This is a genomic window from Psychrobacter okhotskensis (assembly GCF_965638355.1).
Classification (GTDB): Bacteria; Pseudomonadota; Gammaproteobacteria; order Pseudomonadales; family Moraxellaceae; genus Psychrobacter; species Psychrobacter okhotskensis.
Genome location: NZ_OZ281822.1, coordinates 2847735 through 2867515, shown reverse-complemented (window position 1 = coordinate 2867515; position 19781 = coordinate 2847735). Strand labels below are relative to the sequence as shown.

Genomic DNA, 19781 nt, shown 5'->3' with positions numbered 1-19781 from the left:
CCATCTCAAATTATTTGATCAGGGTCTGTCAATCTAATGATGATTCAAATAGTGTCATACCTAAGAGTTCGTCTTTCTCAAAATTAATGACTTCAATTGGTAAGTCAAGCTGATCGATTATCTCTATTATCCCTTTGTCTGCGGTATATAACTTAGAAACTCTATTTGCTACAGCAATACTGATAATCTGGATATCAACTTTGATAACTTGTCTTTTGCTATTATTTTCTTTGATATATCCAATATCTTGTAAATTACGAAAGATTTCTGCACTTAATAGTGCTGACTTCATATCAAAGTCAAAAGTTTGTGTAAAGCTATTAACCTTAGATAAGAATGTTGCTCGTTCATAGTTATTGTCTTTTACCAAAAACTCAGCAACAACAGGAGTTGGCAAACCTAAAGATATTTCACTTCGTTCAAGAGATTGGAGGAAGATACGATATGTTTGGTTATCGTTAACTAACTTAATCAGGAAATTACTATCTACCATAACCATCATGAATGACGTTCCTCAAGCCATGTACCAATAGGGTCGTCATCATTTTGCCAACCACTTTCGCCGCATTCAATAAAGTCTTTCATCCAAGATCTTGCTATCGTTTTATTCTCAATAATCTCGAAACTATCTGCATCAAAGCTCTTTAAGAGTAAGCTGTATTTTTGTTGTAATTCATAACAAGCTGTACCTCTAAATTTGATTAAGCTTTTAAATCGCCACAATGATTCTAAATGAGGAGCCAAGTCATACGATAAGTTTTTAGGAACTGAAACTGATATCGTTTTATCATTACCAAGCAGAATTGTAAAATGATCGGTATCATCTTTTCCATGCGCAGGTTTTAGTAATTTACCAATAAAAGTTTCTGGTTGCTCAAAGGTATGAGATGAGGGTTTACGAAAATCTATATGATGAATCAGTTCCATATCATCATCATTTACAGCTGTTCTACTAGCGAAAATAGAGGCGTCTATATCTGTAAACTGTTGTGAGTATCGACGCATTACTTTATGGATATCATCTAACGCTGAGCTTGGTTTAACTAAGTTTTCACTAAGTTTTTCAATTTTATTCGTATAGTACTCAGGTTCTGTTTTTACCTTCAGTACGGCAGAGCCTGAATAAATATTATCAAAATACAAATATTCATCACCTAGTAATTTGCAAAAATCGTTAAGCAAGCGACCTATATCACCCGCTTTGATATTCTGTAAATCAATACCAGTTAGTTTTAGGACGAAAGTGGATTTATCTGTCATATCGCCCTCCTATACTTAAGCGAAATATAAGTTAATACTAATATGGATTTATACTAGTATGTAATAAGCTTATGTTAACAAAATACACTACCTGCTAGATAGTAAAATTATAAATATGTGAATTAAATTATTATTAAGTATGATTTATTAAGGAACACCTTGAACCATCTCACCGTCGGACAACGCGCGCCTTTAAGCAACCTTGCTATTGACGATACCGCACCAATCACGCTTAAGTTTACTCGCCAAAGCCCAATAGAGATGGACATCAGCTGCTTTGCCTTAGACGCAGCGGGCAAACTGATCAATGATGATTATATGGTGTTTTATAATCAGCCAACCTCACCATGCGGACAAATCAAGCTTACGCATTATGAGGCGCAGCCAACAGCAAATAAAGGTATTCAAGCCGAGTTTGAAGTTAATTTATCCAAACTGGCTGCTAATATAGACAGCTTATTTTTTGTGTTATCAGCTGACACGCCACTCAATCAAATTCAATCGTTAGAGATTGGCATTTGGCAGCAATCACAAAAAGCGCAGGCAGAATATCAAGCAGCAGACTTTGCCCAGCAGCAAGCCAGTATGCTGATGCAGCTTTATCGTAAGAGTGGAGTTTGGCGTGTCGCCAATGTGGCGCAAGGCTTTAATGGAGGACTAGCGGCAATCGTGCAGCACTTTGGTGGCGATGTAGAAGAGGGTAAAAATGAAACTACGGCTTCACCAGCTCCGCAACCCTCTAAAATAAATACCTCAAAAATTCCCTTAGAAAAAGTGATGCTAGAAAAAGCACCGAAACTCGTTAACCTCGCCAAAAAAGCTACCATTTCACTAGAAAAACGTCAGTTACAGCAATTAACGGCTAAAGTTGCTTTAGTATTAGATGCCACAGGCTCAATGAATCGACAATATAAAGAAGGTCGCGTACAAGAAGTGGTCAATCGTCTATTGCCATTAGCAGTCAGTTTCGATGACGACCAAGCGCTAGACTGTTGGGCATTCGGTGAGCATTGTTCTTATTTAGGTGAGGTTGGGCTGAACAACTACGCTGATTTTATTGACACCGTACAAGGTGGCTGTCGTAAATGGGAGCTGGGCGCACGTACTAATAATGAGGCAGGGGTGATGAAAGCGGTTACTGATTTTTATCAGAATGATGGACTCAACGTTCCCGTTTATATTTTATTCATCAGTGATGGCGGGGTGCGAGATACGCGTGGCATTACTAAAATCATGACTGAAGCGGCGAAGCTTCCTATATTCTGGCAATTCGTTGGTTTGGGTGGTCGCAGTTACGGCATATTAAAAGACTTAGATGATATGACTGGACGACTGCTTGATAATTGCAGCTTTTTTGAATTAGACGATTTGGATGATGTTAGCGAAGAAGCTTTATATGAAAATATGCTAGAAGAGTTTCCAAGCTGGCTTAAAGAGGCTCGCGATATCGGCTTAATAGCGAAGTAAGTAGATGTTAATAGCATCAATTCTTTTTGCGTTGTTCATTTTGCAGCGGATATACCAACTGCGCCACAAAGCCCTCTGGTACTTTTGTATTTGCTGTCGTGCCATATTTTTTAGGTAGATGCTCTGGCAGATGAGCGGTTTTAAATATCACATCATAAATGGGCAAAAACGCAGCAAAGTTTTTGTCCCATGCCTCTTTTTCTGACGAATGATGCCAATGATGGAACTCTGGCGTTGCGAGCACCCAGCGAAAATACGGAAAACGAAAACGTACATTGGCATGAATAAAAATGGCGTGAAAAGAGATAAACACCAAGTAAGCATAAGTTGCCGCTGGAGAGAAGCCCATAAACAATAATGGAATATAACCCACAAAACGATTCACAATCAGCTCAAATACATGCACCCGACTTGCCGCCAGCCAGTCCATGTGATGCGAAGAATGATGCACGGCATGTATGCGCCACAGAGACGGGACTTTGTGCATCGTGCGATGAATCCAGTAACTAAAAAAATCCACTATGATCAGAATCTCTATAAATTGCAGTACTAAAGGCTGACCGCTTACCAGCTGATGCCATGAGGGATTGAGCCATTGGTTAAATAAAATCTGTGCAGGAATGATGGTAAAAAAACTCAGTAACTGAATACCCAAATGGCTAAACATGAAGTATTTAATATCGGTTACCCAGCCAGATCGCAACAGTTTTTGTTCTTTATATTTGGCATAAAACCGTTCCATAGGAATAAACACCAGCGCGGAAATTAACAGCGTTAAAATAAAATAGTCCAAGCCTGCATATATACTACGGTCATAGTAATTGGGCTCGATCTGCCCTGATGCGAGTAGCGCTGCAAAGGCATTGAGTAATATCCCCGCCATTCCCCAGCGCTTAGACGGATTGCGTAGTAGGCTAATAACACCCGACACAAAGCCAATAACCACACTGACAAACAATAGGCCTCGTAAAATATTGGCATTATATAAGGGTCTAAAATCTGGTGTGGTAAGCAGATTGGGGAATAAAAAACACAAAGCAGCAAGGGTGGCAAGTATGCCTAAAGACAGCGCAATAAAGGCAGACACTTGCCCTGAGCCTTTTTTAATTTCACGGTCTTCAAAGTGTTGTCGGAGTAATTTGCTCATAGTTTTAATTTGCTGATGCGATTTGAGTTTAATCTAGCATTGTTTAGCGCAAATGAGTATATTATTTACTCGACATTATTAGATAAATACTGTTTATTCGCATAATGTAAGCTAGCTATAGTCAAACCACTACGATGCCACAGCGATGCTAACGAAAGTCCTGCTGCTAATCATAATTTTATGCTTCTTAAAACCCTACTGCTGGATAGCGATTTATGACTGATTTGACAACCTACTCTATAGGCAGTCGTGCAACCGTTTTGGCCTCTTTACCATTGAGTATTTTACTGGCATTAGCTGTCAGTGGCTGCTCTTCAGAATCTGTTGATGATAACAGGGACTCGGTAGATACCAATAATACGAGTAGCCACCAGCCCAAAGCAAATAAAAGCTCTGCTAACTCTGCTTTAGAGCAAATTACAGCGCTGCCCTTTACTAAAAAGACGTCACAAAACGGTCAACAAAGGCCGTTATCAGCATTTCCAGTTAAGACCAATAATAAACAGCTTCAAGAGCTGCTATCGCGGGATTATATGAAGCGGGCAGGATTTTATCAGCTCCCTGATAAGGATGATATGCAAGTCTTTGTCATATTTCATGCTTATGAAAGTGAGTCCCTTGAGCTTGAAGATACCTCTGGTTTAACCATTGATCAACTTGAAGATCAACACAGCTATCTTGTGACTATTAAAAAAACGCGTACTCCAAATGCTAATGATACGGTTCATATATTTGAGCTGGCTGAAAACGACTTTGTAATAGCAAAAGACTATCAACAGATCATTAACACTTATTATGATTTTAACCGCCAACCCATTCATTATCAGTTAACTGATGATGGTTCAGTGCGAGCAGACCGAAGCATCACCAATGTCACTACACTACCCTTTAGTAGTTATGATGTAGATGACGCCGTGCAGCTCGATACCAATCTAGTCACTAGCGAGTTTACAATGGATGATCAAGTGCATGCCAAGCAAGTGACTAATAAGCTTAAGCCTGTGCTGGGTGGCTCCTCTGACCGAGGGTTTTTTAAACTGCCCAGCATTGGTGATATTGAAGTATTTTTGGCATACGGGTTATTCGAGGATAGCGGTGCGGACTATATTACTGACGATAATCCTGAAGGTATGTTTGTTGATCCCGAATATTATCTCATTACTGTCAAAGACGACAATATTGCTATTACCCATTTAGGTAGCACGTTCACTATTGAAGAGGATTACCAAGAAATATCAGTAGTTGATAAGTATTTCCAAATCACGGTCACAGGAAAGATTGTCCCTGTTGATGAACGTCCTAAACCAACCCCACCAAAGGCTAGGATCACCCAAGCAAACTATAAGCATTTTTTTCCCAGTCCTTTATTTGCCAGTTTTCATTTCGATGTCAATAATGATGGCAAGCGCGACTTACTAGTGGCTAAAAATAACTCTAATGGCGATAGCCAGCAAGATGATGAGTTATACGTTTATTTAGCAAAAGGTAAATATTATGAGTTAGATTTGTCTTCGATTACCTTTGCTGATGCACCTTCTACCCTTTTTTCTACCATTACTCCTAGACATAATAATAAGGGATTTATTGTAAGTACATACTGGGCAAATAGTGAAAAAGACTATATCAAAGAGTATCTATTTGAACAGGTTGGTACTGAATGGTGGGTGACCCATGGCGTTTTAAAAAGCACCGTAGATACGGGGGAGGCATATTATTGTCAAAGTAGAACGCAATATAATGCCACGACGGATTTTGCTCGATTTGATTTAGATAAAGAAGTCGACGATGACTACAAATTGCAAAATTGTCCCATACCGCCTACCCGCTATAAGGTAGTCAGTGATAAAGCAGAAATTTTGAATGAAAATTTTGTGCCCAATAAACCAGCAAGCTATTTTATAAAAGGCGACATCATCCAACAACCTGATATTTTTTACGGACAAAATCAGGATTGGGTTAAAGTAAGCTATAAAGGTGGCTCAAAGTCAGGGTGGGTGCGTAAGCGTGATTTGCTAGGTATGAAATAAGATCTTTTCACCCTTAGCGCATAAAACAAAAGCACCTAAAACAAAAACAGCTAAAATGAAGTTTTTAGCTTGCCTGTTATACTATGAAATGCAGAAGGGAAGACTCATAGTCAAAGGAGAGACGCCATGCACACCACTAAAATGCTTACCTTAAGCCTCTTGATAGCAAGTCTAACGGCTTGCGTCTCGCAGCCTACCAATGAAGACACCTTAACAGATGCCGATCTTATTCAAGCGGCCAAGCAAAAAGAATCAGCACCAACCGAGGGCGCGCAGCAGTGGGTGATTGGCTATCATCATGGTACCGCAGTCGTCAAATCCTTCCAGTGCGCAGACCTCTGTCCGCAGAATACTTTGCGAGTGATTTATTATGATGTGCCTGATGTAGAGAGCTGCGCTCGCATTGGCGGTGTCAGTAAACAGATTTTAGTTCCGATAGCGATTACTGTCGCCCCAAGACCGTTTTGTTTTCCTAAGGCGATTGCGGACAACTGGGAAGGCTATCTTAAATAAGCCGATATTGAGTAAGATGCCATCGAATAAAGCTCAAATTTAGCAGTTAGCTTTTTATACTAATAATTAAGAGTATCAGACAAACGATCAACCAAACATCGTATTCTGTTTGCCAGTGATTGTCGTTGCTACAGTCAAGTTTTTCTTTAGACATTTTGTTACAAATCAAAGCGATAAGGCTGATAATATAAACCTAAGCGCATTAATTCATGTGGACGTTTGCACTATACAAACACAACGTTTTATGTCGGACTTTAGTAGTACAGCCGCTGTTTTTAAATCATATTTTCATAGATTTAGGGATAATTACTATGATAAATATATATGTAGTCTTTTGGGTCGCCCTGACGTTTTTTACTTTCCTTTTGACCGTCAGTAATATCAGAGGTCATAACTCAATCATTACTAGAGGTGCTCTGCCCAGAGCGCTCAGTAGCGACAGGCTCGATATTGAGAGCAGCTTTTATAGAGCCGATGCCACATTGCACGACATGATATTCTTTCATGCCTCTGCATCAGGCGTGGCCATCGTGCTATTGGTACTAATTATCAAAGGTGAGGTTTTATTCCCCGGCACCGTGGTGTTTTTTGGCGTCCTGTCCTCCGTGGCGATATTTGCTATTAGTATGGTGCTACTATTATTAGCGTTCTATTTTTATACCATCTCGATTTTGAAGCTTGGCGATACCCTCACTAAAACGCAGATCGATGGCAAGCCGCTCAAGACCATGTACGCAATTATGGGCGTCTTTGGCTATTTTCTGGTATTTTCAGTACTGGCATTGATATTGGTTTAGAACTTATTTGTCAAAAAATCCTTATAAGAAAACCGCTCACAGTGTCGATTGTGAGCGGTTTTCTTATTAATACAGTGTATCTCATAATATTCTGGCTATTATTCAGCATATAAGGGAGCAAGCACCCCTTTATAAGTAAAACGTTCGTTCACAGACATTTTAAACAGCTGTCCTGTAAATGGCGTAGACTTTACCCAAACACTAACCAATTATACTTATCGATAGCAAAAGCATCGTAAAAATAGCCTTGTGCAGATTTATAAGATATTGCATGCTTATCCACCTATATGGGTAGTTATCTGATAGCTGCTTGACCTCTATTGCCACCATCGCCAAGTGATACCTTTTTATGAGCGACAACAAAAAAGCGTTTTATTATCGACCAAAGACCAATCAATCCAACAGCCCTACAGTGCGCTGGACGTTTGTAACGCTTGGCTGGATATTTTTTATTTTGGGCATTATTGGCGTGTTATTGCCCGTAATGCCGACCGCGCCCTTTATACTACTGGCGGCGGGTTGCTGGGCACGTAGCTCGCGGCGCTTTCATTTTTGGCTGATCAATCATAAATATTTTGGGAAGTTCGTCCGTGATTGGGAAGATCGCCATGCCGTACCGCTGTATGCCAAGTGTCTGGCGACAATTATGATGGCGTTATCGACAGCAATGTTATTTTATCGTTTACCCAGCGACATGATGTGGGTTGCATGGCTGGTAGCCACGGTGTGTAGTGGGGTTGCGGTCTATTTGTTCCGTTTGCCAAACGCCTAAAAAGCTATAAAATTAAGGCTAAAAATAGAAAAAAACGACCTTTAGTTACACGAAATGTCAGATAAGGCTTGCGCTACTAGAATGTACCCCTTATAATACGCCCAAGCTTAAGAGCAGTTCTGCACCAAATCATTACCTCGTAGTATTAGTTATAATCCTTCGTTTTAATATTTATCGTTCAGTAGCTATTTGCAAGCGTTACCGGTCACTAGGCCATTAATAAATTAAAAAGTAGGATTATCAATATGTCAGATACTCAAAAAGGTACAGTTAAGTGGTTCAACGAAGCTAAAGGCTTTGGTTTTATCGCTCCAGAAACTGGCGCAGACGTTTTTGCTCATTACAGCGAAATCACTGGTTCAGGTTTTAAAACTTTGGCTGAAGGCCAAGAAGTTGAGTTCACTGTAACTCAAGGTCAAAAAGGCCCACAAGCCCATAACATCGTTGCTATCTAATTTGTCTTTATAGGCAACTAGAGCAAGATGAAAAAAAAGCGAACCTTCGGGTTCGTTTTTTTTCGTCTATTGTTTATGTTTATCGCCTATGACTTATGATAAATGCTTTGATAATAAGACATTAAGCAAGGTTTTAGAGTAAAAATGCCTACGATTGTGATGATAGTCGTAGGCATTTTTGGTTTTGGTGTTTAGTCAGTAACTGTTTTAGAGTGAAGCAATCCCTATATTAATAAGTCCGCCGCCAAGAATAAGCCAAGCAAACATAATGGCACCCAAGATAAGAGGTTTTACGCCAGCTTGCTTGATAGCGCCTAGATGGGTGGTGAGTCCCAATGCAAACATAGCCATGGTCAGCAAGACGTCATCTAGCATAACCATACTACGCTCAAAATTCTGAGTCATTGGCACCCACGTGTGCAATACCACAATAAGAATAAAAATAAAGGCGAACCAAGGTATTTTGACCTGTTTGGCACGCATAAGTAGGGTTTGTTTTTCAGGATTTTTGCCCGCGCCTTTGGTTAAGGCAAAAGATAGTACCAGTAAGAATGGCGCAAGCATCATCACCCGAATCATTTTGGAAACCACCGCAGTATTACCAACGTCAGTACTGATCGCATTACCGGCTACCACGACTTGTGCCACCTCATGAATGGTTGAGCCGGTATAGATACCGTATTGTTGGGCACTCAGCCAAGGTTGTAACCAGCCAAGATGATAGAGGAAAGGGTAGAGCAGCATGGCAATCGTGCCAAAGACTACCACCGTCGCGATAGCAATCGTTACTTTATGGGCTTCAGCTTTGACAACTGGTTCAGCTGCAATCACCGCCGCGGCTCCGCAGATACTAGCACCTGAGCCAATCAATAAAGTGGTTTGCTGATCGATCTTTAACCATTTTGTACCCAGCCAATAAGTGAGCAAAAATGTCGATGTTAGCACCAAGGCATCAGCCATCACCGCTGGCATACCGACACTGGCCACTTGGGTCATCGTCAACTTAAAGCCATAAAACATAATAGCGAGGCGTAGAATTTGCCCTTTGGCAAAGCATACTCCCGCATTCAAGCGCTCAGCTAAATGAGGATAAATGGTATTGCCCAATAGCATACCAAGCAAAATGGCCAATGTTAAGGAAGACAAACCAACGATGCGTCCGTTCGACCACGTCGCCAGACTCGTATTTAACCATAGACAAAATACACTACCGCTCAGCACGACAAACAACCCTGCCAAATGTCGGTTGTTTGGAACATAATGATTCACTGATTGGGCAAAAGCGTGCATAGCGTACGCATCCTATTATTGATAATCAAAATAAGCATAAGCTTATGAATAGACAGTATAAGCCAAGCTGATTTATAATAAAAACAGATTAATAAGATACAAGCTATCGAAAAAGTAGGTTAATAATTGGTTTTTAATATTAAGTGATTTTTTAAATTTATAGTTTGTATAGGATGTTAGAAAGATTATGAAAAAGCCCATGCAGACGCTACCGAAAATTACCCTCAAGCAATTGGCGGTATTTGTTAGTATTTATCAGACAGGTAGCACCAGCCGTGCCAGTGAAGAGATGCATCTATCACAGTCTGCGGTGAGTAGCGCGTTGACTGAGCTCGAGTCAAGGTTGCAAATGCCCTTGTTTGAACGGGTCGGGCGCAGGCTTAACCAACATCCCAACGCCCATCCCGTGTATGTACAAGCGCAAGCGATCTTGGGGCAATCATTAACGCTAGAGCATTATCATAAATATCAAGCAGGACAGATTCATATTGGTGCGAGTACCACCATCGGCAACTATGTATTGCCGCCGCTACTTGCCAAGCTATATGAGGTGCTACCGGATGCCAATGTCGATGTCTACATTGCTAATACGCAAGAGGTGGTCAGCGAGGTTGAGCAATTAAACATCGATATTGCTGTGGTCGAAGGCATGCCGCGTCCGACTGATATAAAAGTCATCGAGCAGCGAGAGTGGCGCACCGATACCTTGATGGTATTTGCTAAACACCATAGCAAATGGTTGGCAGGATTGGTCAACTATGACAAGGACGAGCATTGTTATTTGTTGACGATCGAGCAATTGGCACAGCTACCTTTATTGGTAAGGGAGGCAGGTTCGGGGACACGGCAGATTATCGATGAGCAGTTACTAAAGCACTTACCCGATCCAAAAGTGGTCATGGCTATTCAACAGTCAGAGGCCATCAAGCGTATGGTTAGTGCCGATATTGGGCTTGGCTGTCTGTCACAACACGTTATCGAGGCAGAGCTAGCAGCAGGGAAGTTGGTACAAGTAAAAATAGCCGGTATCGATTTGTCACGCACATGGTGGCTAGTTTGGCACAAAGCCCGCCATCAAAGCCCGATTTGGCAGACCTTTATTGATATTATTGAATAGGATAATAAATAAGTTAGGGCTAAAATGAATGAGCTAAAAAAAGCGCCCCGTAGATTGCTCACCGATGCGCTTTTTATCAACTTATACAAACCATTTATCAAAACGATATTTGGGTTCAGGTTAGCTGCGTTTTGATACGGGCTTGTCAAGTCTAACGACTAAACTGTCACAGGGGACGTTTGGCAAAATATTATCTGCTGTGGCACCGCTGAGCCATGCGACGATACCATGACGCTCATGGCGACCGATGACCAGAAGATCAACGTCATGCTTATGGCAATAGTTGACGATACCTTCGCTACTAGAGATGGCGGTGGTTACCTCGGCATTAACGGCAGTTAAGCCATTGCGCTCTAAGAATTGTGCCAATTTGGCTCGTGCCTCTTGGCAGCGCTCATCGTCAATCTGGTCATATAAGCTTGATGCGGGCACCAACTCATAACCAAAACCGACCATGGTGTCTTTGACAATGTGCAGTACAGATAGCTTAGAACCGGGGCGGTTATCGACGATCTGTTTGGCTTTTTGTGCCACTGTGTCGGCATCAGATAACAAGTCGGTGACCAGTAAAATATGTTGGTAACTCATGAGGTGCTCCTCGTAGCAAGTAGTCTTAACTATAGCACTACTGATGGCTGCTGTTAAGTAATGTCGGCGTACTTTTAAACGGTTGCGGTGTCGTGCTTCCTAGTTGTAGTATCAGCACTGTTCTTTCTGCTGTCACTGTCTTGACTTCTCAATCTGCCAACCCCATCTATTAGCGCTAGACCAATTGTTTTCATGACTAGCGTTTGCCACTATAAAAACCAATACATCACACCTTTTGACCATTCTATTTACTCTGAATTGCAGGGTGCTATTTACCTAATAAGCTATAAGGATAACTATGACTGACACGCCATTTATTGCGGATTTAACGCTACATCCAGCGTTTGAGCTGATTGAGCATCGCCACATTGAGGCGCTATCGATGGATGTGCTGATCAGTCAGCATGTTAAGACTGGGGCGATGCATTACCATTTGGCGCATCCGAGTGATGAAAATGCCTTTTTGGTTGGCTTTCGCACTCAGCCAATGGATTCAAAAGGTGAGGCGCATATTCTAGAGCACGTGGCTTTATGTGGCTCTGAGAAATTCCCTGTACGTGACCCATTTTTTTCGATGATTAAACGCTCATTGAACACGTTTATGAATGCGATGACGGCTGCCGATTGGACGGCGTATCCGTATGCCACGCAAAATAAGAACGATTATTTTAATTTACTTGCCGTTTATCTTGATGCGTCATTTTTCCCTAATATCCATCCGCTTGATTTTGCCCAAGAAGGCATTCGTGTCGAGTTAGACGAAAATGATAAGCCGCAGTTTAAAGGTATCGTCTTTAATGAGATGAAAGGCGCGATGAGTGGCGAGATTGACCAGCTCTATCATACGGTCGCCCATCATTTGTTCCCAACGACGACCTATCATTATAATTCAGGTGGCGATCCTGCTGATATTCCTGACTTGACCCATCATGAGCTGGTTGAATTTCATCAAAGCCATTATCACCCATCAAACAGTGTGATTATGAGCTTTGGTAATATTCCAGTCGCTGAGACGCAAGCGAAAATCCATGAAGATGCCTTGATTCAATTTGAAGCTGGCAAAAAACACGTCTCGCGTCCAGAACAGCGTCTGTCTGCACCGATTAGCGCGGTCGATACTTATACCGCTGACGAAGCCGGTCCTGACCAAACCCATCATGTGGTGGCGTGGTTATTGCCATCAATTACCGATCCAAAGCAGCGTTTAGCACTGCGTCTACTAGAAGGCGTACTGGTTGAGCATGCTGGCTCGCCATTGCGCGCGTATTTGGATAGCCATCCACTTGGTAAAGCGCCAAGTCCGCTATTGGGACTCGACGACAGTCATTATGAAATGGTCTTTTATACCGGTCTGCGTGGTTCAAACCCTGAGCATGCCGAAGCGGTAGAGCAGGGGATTATTGATTTGCTTAAACAGGTCGCGAGCAAACCGATTGATGATGAAACCATTGAAACCATTTTGCATCAAATTGAGATTGATCAGCGCCATATCGGTGGTGATAGCATGCCGTATGGTTTGAATCTCATGCTAGAAGGCTTTAGCACGGCGATTCATGATGGCAACCCTATCGACGTCTGGGAAGTTGACGAGCATTTGCAGTGGCTACGTGAGCAAGTAAAAGATGCGCAGTGGTTACCGAATTTAATCAAGACTCATTTACTCGATAATCAGCATCGTGTCCGTGTCACTATGACGCCTGACAGCGAAAAAACTGCCCGCCTTGCAGCAGCTGAGCAAACCCGTCTTGATACCATTGCGATGGATTTGACCGCTGATGATAAAGCTATCTTAAAACAACAGGCTTTAGATTTGGCAGCGCGCCAAGCAGCACCTGATGATTTAAGCCTATTGCCAAAAGTTGGCTTAGAAGATGTCCCGACCGATATCAGCTTTAAGCAAGGCACGCAAAAACAAGTGAATTTAAGCGGGCAAGAGAGCACCTTATTTGAATATGAAGCGGGTACCAATGGCTTGTATTATTATCAAGTGATTGTGCCGTTGACCGATGCGATTGGTAATCAGGATACCAGCGTGCTACCGGTTAATGAAGTGATTAATCATCCATTGTTGCCTATTTACTTAAGCTTATTATCTGAGCTCGGTACCGATTCGCTAAGCGCTCATGAAATGCAAGCCAAGCAAGCGGCGCATTCATCAGGGGTGACGGCACGTATCAGTCAGCGCACTAATATCGATGACAGCCAAGCGATTAGCAGCTATTTTGTTGTGGCAACGCGCGCGTTGAATCGCAAGCCTGAGGCCATTGACTTGCTAAAAGAAGTCATGGAGCACAGCGTCTTTAGTGAGCATGACCGTATTAAAGAGATTTTGCAGCAGCGTCAAGCAGGTTGGCAATCAAACCTTGCCGGTTCAGGGCATTCTTATGCGATGCAAACTGCCAGTCGCGGCATGAGTCGCCAAGCACAGTTAGAATATGTGCGCAGCGGTCTGCCAGCACTAAACGCGCTAAAAGACTTCTTAACCCATGCCAGTACTGATGATGCACAGTGGGATAAATTGGCAACCAGCTTGATGGATTTACATCAACGTTTAATCAGTTTACCTAAGCACGCCGTTATTATCTGTGAAGCCGAGCAAACCGAACGCTTAAGTAACTTAATCGTTGATAGCTGGAAAGACAGCCAAGCGCCAAAGATTGCGGAAAAAATCACAAACTCTGATGCGGGTATTGAAGACAATATCCCAAGCGAGTTTGCCGAGTTGCAACTTGATGCGGCGTTAAATGGCGAGACAGACGCGGTCAAAGCACTAGAAAGTGGTGTGGCGCTCGATGTTGAAGATTTGGCGTGGCTAGTTCCGACCAACGTCTATCATAATGCTAGCGCATATACCGTGCCAGCAGCCGACCATCCTGATACCGCTGCCTTGATGGTATTAGCGCCTTATCTGCGTAATGGTTACTTGCATAGTGTTATCCGTGAGCGCGGCGGTGCTTATGGTGGCGGTGCAGGCTACGATGCCAATGCTTGCGCCTTTAAGTTCTTTAGCTACCGCGATCCGCAGTGTGCTGAAACCTTTGCGCATTTTGATGCCAGTATCGAATGGTTATTAAATGAGCCGCAAACCGATGAGCAGTTGGAAGAAGCCATCTTAGGTATTATCTCAGGTATGGATAAACCAGGCTCTCCAGCAGGTGAAGCGGTCAAAGCCTGCTTTGCCAATCTGCATCATCGCGGTGTCGACTGGCAGCGTAAAATGCGTGCAGCCATATTGGCCGTGACAGTTGCTGACATACAACGTGTGGCTAAGCAATACCTGCAAGGGCAAAAGCATGTCCGTGCGGTACTAGCACCTTATGATAAAGAAGAGCAAGTGAAAGAGCTTGGCTTTAAGGTTTGTAAGATTAAAAGCTAGTTTTTGACTTATCGTGAAATCAGTCATAGCAAATTATTGACTGTATAAAAAAACCGCCGCCTTCAATATTTATATTGAAAGCGGCGGTTTTTATTGCCGGTAAGTATTTTTAAAAGCTGTATTAATAACGCTTAATGGCTTGGTCTTTGCCAATCAACTCTTGATGAATGGGAAAGTTCTCATGGTTATCGTATTGCTGACGGTCGGCAAAATAACTTTTTAAAGTGCGGCGCACGGCTTCAAAGGCAAGCTTATCCCACGGAATGTCTTCTTCGGCGAACAAAGCGCAGTCCAGACTTTCAGAGCCAATACCGTAAGCGCCGTCTTTTAACTCGGTGATATAGATGCTATAGATTTGCCCGATATCAGGGATGTCATATAAACAATATAAGTGCGGATTGGTGACCACCGCTTCCGCTTCTTCAAAGCTCTCACGCGCAGCACCTTCCGCCATTGTTTCACCATTTTCCATAAAGCCTGCGGGCAGCGTCCATAAGCCATATTGTGGCTCAATTGCGCGGCGACATAGCAGCACACGTTGCTTATGCACGACCAATGAGCCACAGATGACTTTTGGGTTTTCGTAGTGAATGTAGCCGCAATTCGGGCAGACCAAACGCGGTATATTATCAGTGGCCGGTATTTTACGTTCAGCCTCGTGGCCACATTGTAGACAATAGCGCATATAAACTGCCTTGTTATTATGATGAGAAAGGATGGGGGTGTAATGTAATTGCTAGCACTCAGTTTGTTTGTATCGATATCATGGTGGATTGATTATACTCAAGGTTAAGCGTCATTCCACAAGAGTGCTATAAATAATCGTTATTACCTTAAGATAGCACACATTTTCGTGGCACAGAATGATGATAACAGTAACGCATCATTTCACTTGTAGTGACATTGCATAATTCTATTAACCAAACGGCCTCAAGCAATTCTGATGATACAAATAAGCAGTCACATAAATAGCATGCAGTTGACAGGCGATTGCGCTAATCTAGATTCAGAGATTATTTTAGGTTTTTAGTTAGGGCGTGTCCTCAATTCAAGCGATTGTACCTAAATGGGCTAAAAATGGCTAAATTTTGCTAAACATCGTCAAATATAGTCAGTGAGAAGTAATATCGATATCAGCAGTACCGTAGCGATTTTAGGATATGGTGACAAGGCTTTATACCGATAAAAATACAAGGCAATTATAATGGCAACCCCCAAGCAGTCTGCACCTTTTAGTGAATTGTCAGTCGCTGTACCCACTTTTATTCGTCATCCGACGCTGAGACAGTTGGCAGAACGGGTGCAGCATGAAACTTTAAACGCGGTGACCAGTCCAGCGATGTACAACTCTCAAAATACCTCGCGCAGTGCTCGTATCTTAGACAGCCTGTATCAGACACCGATAGCTGATGCCTCAGTCTTGGTTGCTATCACTCATGAGCGTCATCCTAAGCTGCTATTGACGCGCCGTGCAGCTCATATGAACAGTCACGCTGGCGAAGTATCCTGTGCTGGTGGCAAGTATGAAATAGGCGATGGCAATAACGTCATCACCGCGCTGCGTGAAGCTTGCGAGGAGACGGCGCTACCACCAAACAAAGTCCAGCTGCTCGGTCAACTGCCTATCCAAACTTCCAAAAGTGGTATGAGTGTTCGTCCTATTGTGGCGCTCATTGCGCCGGGTCTGGTATTGGTGCCTGAAATGGGCGAGATATCGCGCATCTTTTGGGCAGATTTTGAAGCGCTGCTCACACAGCCGACAGTAGAGTATGCGATAGAGTATACAATGCAAGAGGAGACTGCGACCATCCTTACGCCCAGCTGGCAAGTGGATGGTGAGACGGTTTGGGGGTTGACAGGACGCGTCATCGCCAGTTTGTTAGAAACGGGGTTTGATCGACAATTGGAATGGTACTACCGTATCCAAAATGAACAAGCGCAAAACGTAAGGCAGTAAGAATGAGCGGCTGATAACTTCTCACCCAAAACCATGAGTAAACCTATCCGTTATAGATTGATTATAATGAGTGTCGAGGCGATTGATAATGCTTTCACCTATTCTAATGACTACTTATAATAGTCATCGTTTTTCTTAAGCCACCAATTCATATTGTCTTGGCGTTTGGCACGGAAGGCTTCTAACTTATGCGCTACGGCTTGATTGTGCTGTCTGGCAGTGTCAAGAGCAAAGAGAATCGGCACCGAAGATAAGACGCCAAAGCGTATCTTTGATTTGGGCAAATCTAAGCCATCACCGATATCATCGCCGACTAGAGTGCGAGTCACGCTGGCATTGACCATCTCGACGAAGCGCCCGCGACGATTGTCTTCACCCATCAGCTGACGAGGCAAATCGTGCAAGGCTTTTGCTAGTGGTTGTCCCATCTTAAAGTCAAGCTGTTGAATGGATAAATAGGTATATAACCACTCCCAGCACGCTGCTTCATCTGTTGGCAAGCGATCTAAATCAACGCCCATCCAGTAGCTGGCAAGATTCCATAAATGTAAAATACCTTCCGCCTCCTCGGGACTGATGCGTGCGCCCAGTAGTCGTAGGCCGCGCATTATCAACAACGAAAACTGCAAATGGGTGGCGATCATATCGGTCTGGTTGATGGGTAGACCCCAATAAATCGTATTCCAGCTGCCATCGGGGTTATGATGCTGATCGGCACTCGGTATGACGCCCTTAGCAGCATTGCCTTTACCTTTTAATAAATTCTGCCGTACCAATGTATGAATTTGCCGCACCTGAATAGATTGCCGCCAGCCTTCAGAGCCAATCGCTAGTACTTGGTCGATAGGCTTGCGGCCGTTAGCTATGTGCGCAGTGACTTGTGGATGTTCAGAGACGGCTAAGATATAAGCATAGGTACGCATCAAACGCGGCAGCGCATCGTGCATCAAAGCGCCGGTCTGAATGAGTGGCAAGGAGAGGGCAGGGATACTATAGCCTGCCATCAGCGCGACGTTGCGTAATAGCCAAATCAGCATCAATGGATAACGGCGATAGGCGACTGCCCCAATGTGCGCAAGCTTGGGATCGAACCAAGCAGGCTGCCTGCTAAATTGCTCAGTTAAGGCGTTAAACGCAGGGTTATCTATCAGATTGGTATCAAATTTTGCACTGCGATCATTAATAATGAATTGCTGTAAAGGTTTGGCAAAACGAATGCCATCAGCGGCTAAAGTATCTGCCAACGGATCGCCAATATCGTAGCCTGCCACTATCTCGTCTAATAAATCTTGCGAGATTACAAAGTCCTTTGGTAATAAATAACGCTTGATGCGCTTTAAAACCTGTAAGTCGCTATGATCGTCGATAGCAGTAGTACGACCATGGCGCTGATAAGAAGATGCCGACTGACGATGGGTGTCTGAATTCAAACCATTGTACTTTTTGTCCATATTTGTCTCTACACCCATCCTCTATCGCTTGCATCTGTTACTTATCGATTCCCTTATTGCCCGTCAATCGTATTAATGACGGGTCAAATCTACCGAAGTGCTGTTGATGTCTTCTTTTAGCGTTGCTTTGAGCATCATGTAACCGGCGATACCAGAAACAATTGACCCCATGATAATACCTAAACGCTCATCGAATAATGGAGTGTCGCCTGCGAATGCTAAGCCACCGATGAATAAACTCATGGTAAAACCAACCCCACATAGTAAGGCGGCACCATAGATTTGTTTAAAGTTCATGCCTCGTGGCATGGTTGAGATGCCAAGTTTAAAGATTAACCAGCACATAATCATAACCCCTAACTGCTTACCGATGAAGAGACCAGCAGCGATACCCAGCGGTACCGAGTGGAACAGTTCAGCGAAGCCTGCACCCTTCAGCGAGATACCTGCGTTGGCAAAGGCAAACAACGGCAAGATACCAAAAGAGACGGTATTTTGTAGATCATGCTCCAGCTCTTCTAATGGCGAATGCTCAGGGTCAGTACGATCAAACATTGGAATAAATAGAGCCAACACCACACCTGCCAACGTCGCATGAATACCAGATTTGAGTACCGCAATCCACATAATCACACCGATGAGTAGATATGGGGTGATGCTCGTCACGTTGCGACGATTGAGGAGGTATAAAAACGGCAGACATAAACCAGCGACGGCTAAAGAGCCCAATGACAAGTCACTGGTATAAAATAAAGCGATGATTAAAATGGCGCCAATATCATCAAAAATAGCAATAGAGACCAAGAACACTTTTAATGAGTTAGGAACGCGATTGCCCAAAAGACTTAAGATACCCAAAGCAAAAGCAATGTCCGTCGCGGCAGGGATTGCCCAGCCTTTCCAAAAATCAGGTTCATTATAGTTAAAGAGCAGATAGACAATGGCGGGCATAATCATGCCGCCCAGCGCCGCTCCAGCGGGCAGGATAATTTGCTTAACGTTAGAGAGTTCACCAATCAAGACTTCACGCTTGAGCTCAAGCCCGACTAAGAAAAAGAAAATCGCCATCAGACCATCGTTGATCCAATGATGCGCATCCTTAGCAATGCCAAAGTCGCCAATGCGAATGGATACGGGGGCGTGAATAAAAGCCTCGTACCAAACGCTAAGAGGTGTATTGGCAATGATCATTGCAGCAATGGCAGCCAATGCTAAGACGATACCGCCTGCTGCCTCAAATTCGAAAAATGCTTTGATTCTTTTTATTGCCATATCATCCTCATTTACTAAATACAATTTGCTAAATAATTCAATAACCTCAAGTGTCTATACTGGCAACTTTGACGCTGGCGCAGCTAGATGCTAACAGTTTCTCATAATCTCATTCAGATAGACAACAAAATCCGTCAAACTGAAACCATAAAACTATCTTACGCTCGCAATAATAGCGAAATGACAGTGGAATAACAGCAATATGGTGAAAGGCAGGACGGAAATAAGCTATAAAATCTGCTGTCAATAAAATATTATTCTTAAAGATTTCAGCAACCTGTTAGACAAATCT

General features: G+C 43.1%; 17 protein-coding genes. 9 read left to right on the top strand and 8 right to left on the bottom strand.

The genetic code is table 11. The annotated features are described in order from the left end of the window. Positions 1-28 precede the first annotated feature (28 nt). Both ACSUPM_RS11920 and ACSUPM_RS11915 read right to left on the bottom strand, forming a co-directional pair. A complete protein-coding gene (locus ACSUPM_RS11920; protein WP_201615922.1) occupies positions 29-502 on the bottom strand; it encodes a type II toxin-antitoxin system VapC family toxin in 474 nt (157 codons plus the stop codon). Beyond that, positions 499-1260 (bottom strand): hypothetical protein, encoded by a 762-nt coding sequence (locus tag ACSUPM_RS11915; protein WP_201615924.1) that lies wholly within the window; start codon positions 1258-1260, stop codon positions 499-501. The genes ACSUPM_RS11920 and ACSUPM_RS11915 overlap by 4 nt, the downstream gene beginning before the upstream one ends. 159 nt (positions 1261-1419) lie before the next feature. Between ACSUPM_RS11915 and ACSUPM_RS11910 the strand changes: the two genes are divergently transcribed. Continuing rightward, on the top strand, positions 1420-2727 hold the full coding sequence (locus ACSUPM_RS11910; protein WP_201577344.1) for a VWA domain-containing protein: 1308 nt from the start codon (positions 1420-1422) through the stop codon (positions 2725-2727). A gap of 16 nt (positions 2728-2743) precedes the next feature. Here ACSUPM_RS11910 and ACSUPM_RS11905 read toward each other — a convergent pair whose 3' ends face one another. Further along, positions 2744-3874: a sterol desaturase family protein gene (locus ACSUPM_RS11905; RefSeq protein ID WP_201577346.1), complete on the bottom strand. Its 1131-nt coding sequence runs from the start codon at positions 3872-3874 to the stop codon at positions 2744-2746. A gap of 215 nt (positions 3875-4089) precedes the next feature. Between ACSUPM_RS11905 and ACSUPM_RS11900 the strand changes: the two genes are divergently transcribed. The 5 genes from ACSUPM_RS11900 (at position 4090) to ACSUPM_RS11880 (ending at position 8438) form a co-directional block, all read left to right on the top strand. Next, positions 4090-5901: a hypothetical protein gene (locus ACSUPM_RS11900; protein ID WP_436879973.1), complete on the top strand. Its 1812-nt coding sequence runs from the start codon at positions 4090-4092 to the stop codon at positions 5899-5901. Between the two features lie 126 nt (positions 5902-6027). Further along, a complete protein-coding gene (locus ACSUPM_RS11895) occupies positions 6028-6414 on the top strand; it encodes a hypothetical protein (RefSeq protein ID WP_101212226.1) in 387 nt (128 codons plus the stop codon). Positions 6415-6725: 311 nt separating this feature from the next. Then, complete coding sequence (locus tag ACSUPM_RS11890) at positions 6726-7211, top strand: hypothetical protein (RefSeq protein WP_201577350.1); 486 nt, start codon at positions 6726-6728, stop codon at positions 7209-7211. A gap of 349 nt (positions 7212-7560) precedes the next feature. Then, complete coding sequence (locus ACSUPM_RS11885; RefSeq protein ID WP_101212228.1) at positions 7561-7983, top strand: YbaN family protein; 423 nt, start codon at positions 7561-7563, stop codon at positions 7981-7983. A 245-nt stretch (positions 7984-8228) separates the two neighbouring features. Further along, positions 8229-8438 (top strand): cold-shock protein, encoded by a 210-nt coding sequence (locus tag ACSUPM_RS11880; RefSeq protein ID WP_010201661.1) that lies wholly within the window; start codon positions 8229-8231, stop codon positions 8436-8438. A gap of 207 nt (positions 8439-8645) precedes the next feature. Here ACSUPM_RS11880 and ACSUPM_RS11875 read toward each other — a convergent pair whose 3' ends face one another. Beyond that, positions 8646-9728, bottom strand: a complete 1083-nt coding sequence (locus tag ACSUPM_RS11875; RefSeq protein ID WP_101212229.1) for a YeiH family protein — start codon at positions 9726-9728, stop codon at positions 8646-8648. 187 nt (positions 9729-9915) lie between these two features. Here ACSUPM_RS11875 and ACSUPM_RS11870 point away from each other — a divergent pair, with 187 nt between their 5' ends. Then, positions 9916-10845, top strand: a complete 930-nt coding sequence (locus tag ACSUPM_RS11870) for a LysR substrate-binding domain-containing protein (protein ID WP_037025358.1) — start codon at positions 9916-9918, stop codon at positions 10843-10845. A 120-nt stretch (positions 10846-10965) separates the two neighbouring features. On the opposite strand, the gene ACSUPM_RS11865 is transcribed toward ACSUPM_RS11870, so the two are convergent. Continuing rightward, on the bottom strand, positions 10966-11433 hold the full coding sequence (locus tag ACSUPM_RS11865; RefSeq protein WP_025652301.1) for a universal stress protein: 468 nt from the start codon (positions 11431-11433) through the stop codon (positions 10966-10968). Between the two features lie 298 nt (positions 11434-11731). On the opposite strand from ACSUPM_RS11865, the gene ACSUPM_RS11860 reads away from it, so the two are divergent. Then, positions 11732-14809, top strand: a complete 3078-nt coding sequence (locus ACSUPM_RS11860) for an insulinase family protein (protein WP_201565527.1) — start codon at positions 11732-11734, stop codon at positions 14807-14809. 121 nt (positions 14810-14930) lie between these two features. Here the strand turns inward: ACSUPM_RS11860 and ACSUPM_RS11855 are convergent, their stop codons facing one another. Then, positions 14931-15494, bottom strand: coding sequence for an NUDIX hydrolase (locus ACSUPM_RS11855; RefSeq protein WP_025652303.1), 564 nt, complete (start codon positions 15492-15494; stop codon positions 14931-14933). A 519-nt stretch (positions 15495-16013) separates the two neighbouring features. On the opposite strand from ACSUPM_RS11855, the gene ACSUPM_RS11850 reads away from it, so the two are divergent. Continuing rightward, positions 16014-16766 carry an NUDIX hydrolase gene (locus tag ACSUPM_RS11850; protein WP_037025361.1) on the top strand — a complete coding sequence of 251 codons (753 nt, stop codon included), beginning with the start codon at positions 16014-16016 and terminating at the stop codon, positions 16764-16766. Positions 16767-16876: 110 nt separating this feature from the next. Here the strand turns inward: ACSUPM_RS11850 and ACSUPM_RS11845 are convergent, their stop codons facing one another. Together ACSUPM_RS11845 and nhaA are read right to left on the bottom strand one after the other, a co-directional pair. After that, positions 16877-18217, bottom strand: a complete 1341-nt coding sequence (locus ACSUPM_RS11845) for an oxygenase MpaB family protein (protein WP_436879971.1) — start codon at positions 18215-18217, stop codon at positions 16877-16879. A 72-nt stretch (positions 18218-18289) separates the two neighbouring features. Then, positions 18290-19489 carry a Na+/H+ antiporter NhaA gene (gene nhaA, locus ACSUPM_RS11840; protein WP_201578211.1) on the bottom strand — a complete coding sequence of 400 codons (1200 nt, stop codon included), beginning with the start codon at positions 19487-19489 and terminating at the stop codon, positions 18290-18292. Positions 19490-19781 lie beyond the last annotated feature (292 nt).

Excerpts from the sequence above, each read along its gene's own strand:
- ACSUPM_RS11885 (WP_101212228.1), top strand. The coding sequence starts at position 7,561 with ATGAGCGACAACAAAAAAGCGTTTTATTATCGACCAAAGACCAATCAA.
- ACSUPM_RS11905 (WP_201577346.1), bottom strand. The coding sequence starts at position 3,874 with ATGAGCAAATTACTCCGACAACACTTTGAAGACCGTGAAATTAAAAAA.
- ACSUPM_RS11895 (WP_101212226.1), top strand. The coding sequence starts at position 6,028 with ATGCACACCACTAAAATGCTTACCTTAAGCCTCTTGATAGCAAGTCTA.
- ACSUPM_RS11920 (WP_201615922.1), bottom strand. The coding sequence starts at position 502 with ATGATGGTTATGGTAGATAGTAATTTCCTGATTAAGTTAGTTAACGAT.
- ACSUPM_RS11875 (WP_101212229.1), bottom strand. The coding sequence starts at position 9,728 with ATGCACGCTTTTGCCCAATCAGTGAATCATTATGTTCCAAACAACCGA.
- ACSUPM_RS11870 (WP_037025358.1), top strand. The coding sequence starts at position 9,916 with ATGAAAAAGCCCATGCAGACGCTACCGAAAATTACCCTCAAGCAATTG.
- ACSUPM_RS11880 (WP_010201661.1), top strand. The coding sequence starts at position 8,229 with ATGTCAGATACTCAAAAAGGTACAGTTAAGTGGTTCAACGAAGCTAAA.
- ACSUPM_RS11900 (WP_436879973.1), top strand. The coding sequence starts at position 4,090 with ATGACTGATTTGACAACCTACTCTATAGGCAGTCGTGCAACCGTTTTG.
- ACSUPM_RS11890 (WP_201577350.1), top strand. The coding sequence starts at position 6,726 with ATGATAAATATATATGTAGTCTTTTGGGTCGCCCTGACGTTTTTTACT.
- nhaA (WP_201578211.1), bottom strand. The coding sequence starts at position 19,489 with ATGGCAATAAAAAGAATCAAAGCATTTTTCGAATTTGAGGCAGCAGGC.
- ACSUPM_RS11855 (WP_025652303.1), bottom strand. The coding sequence starts at position 15,494 with ATGCGCTATTGTCTACAATGTGGCCACGAGGCTGAACGTAAAATACCG.
- ACSUPM_RS11850 (WP_037025361.1), top strand. The coding sequence starts at position 16,014 with ATGGCAACCCCCAAGCAGTCTGCACCTTTTAGTGAATTGTCAGTCGCT.
- ACSUPM_RS11845 (WP_436879971.1), bottom strand. The coding sequence starts at position 18,217 with ATGGACAAAAAGTACAATGGTTTGAATTCAGACACCCATCGTCAGTCG.
- ACSUPM_RS11865 (WP_025652301.1), bottom strand. The coding sequence starts at position 11,433 with ATGAGTTACCAACATATTTTACTGGTCACCGACTTGTTATCTGATGCC.
- ACSUPM_RS11860 (WP_201565527.1), top strand. The coding sequence starts at position 11,732 with ATGACTGACACGCCATTTATTGCGGATTTAACGCTACATCCAGCGTTT.
- ACSUPM_RS11915 (WP_201615924.1), bottom strand. The coding sequence starts at position 1,260 with ATGACAGATAAATCCACTTTCGTCCTAAAACTAACTGGTATTGATTTA.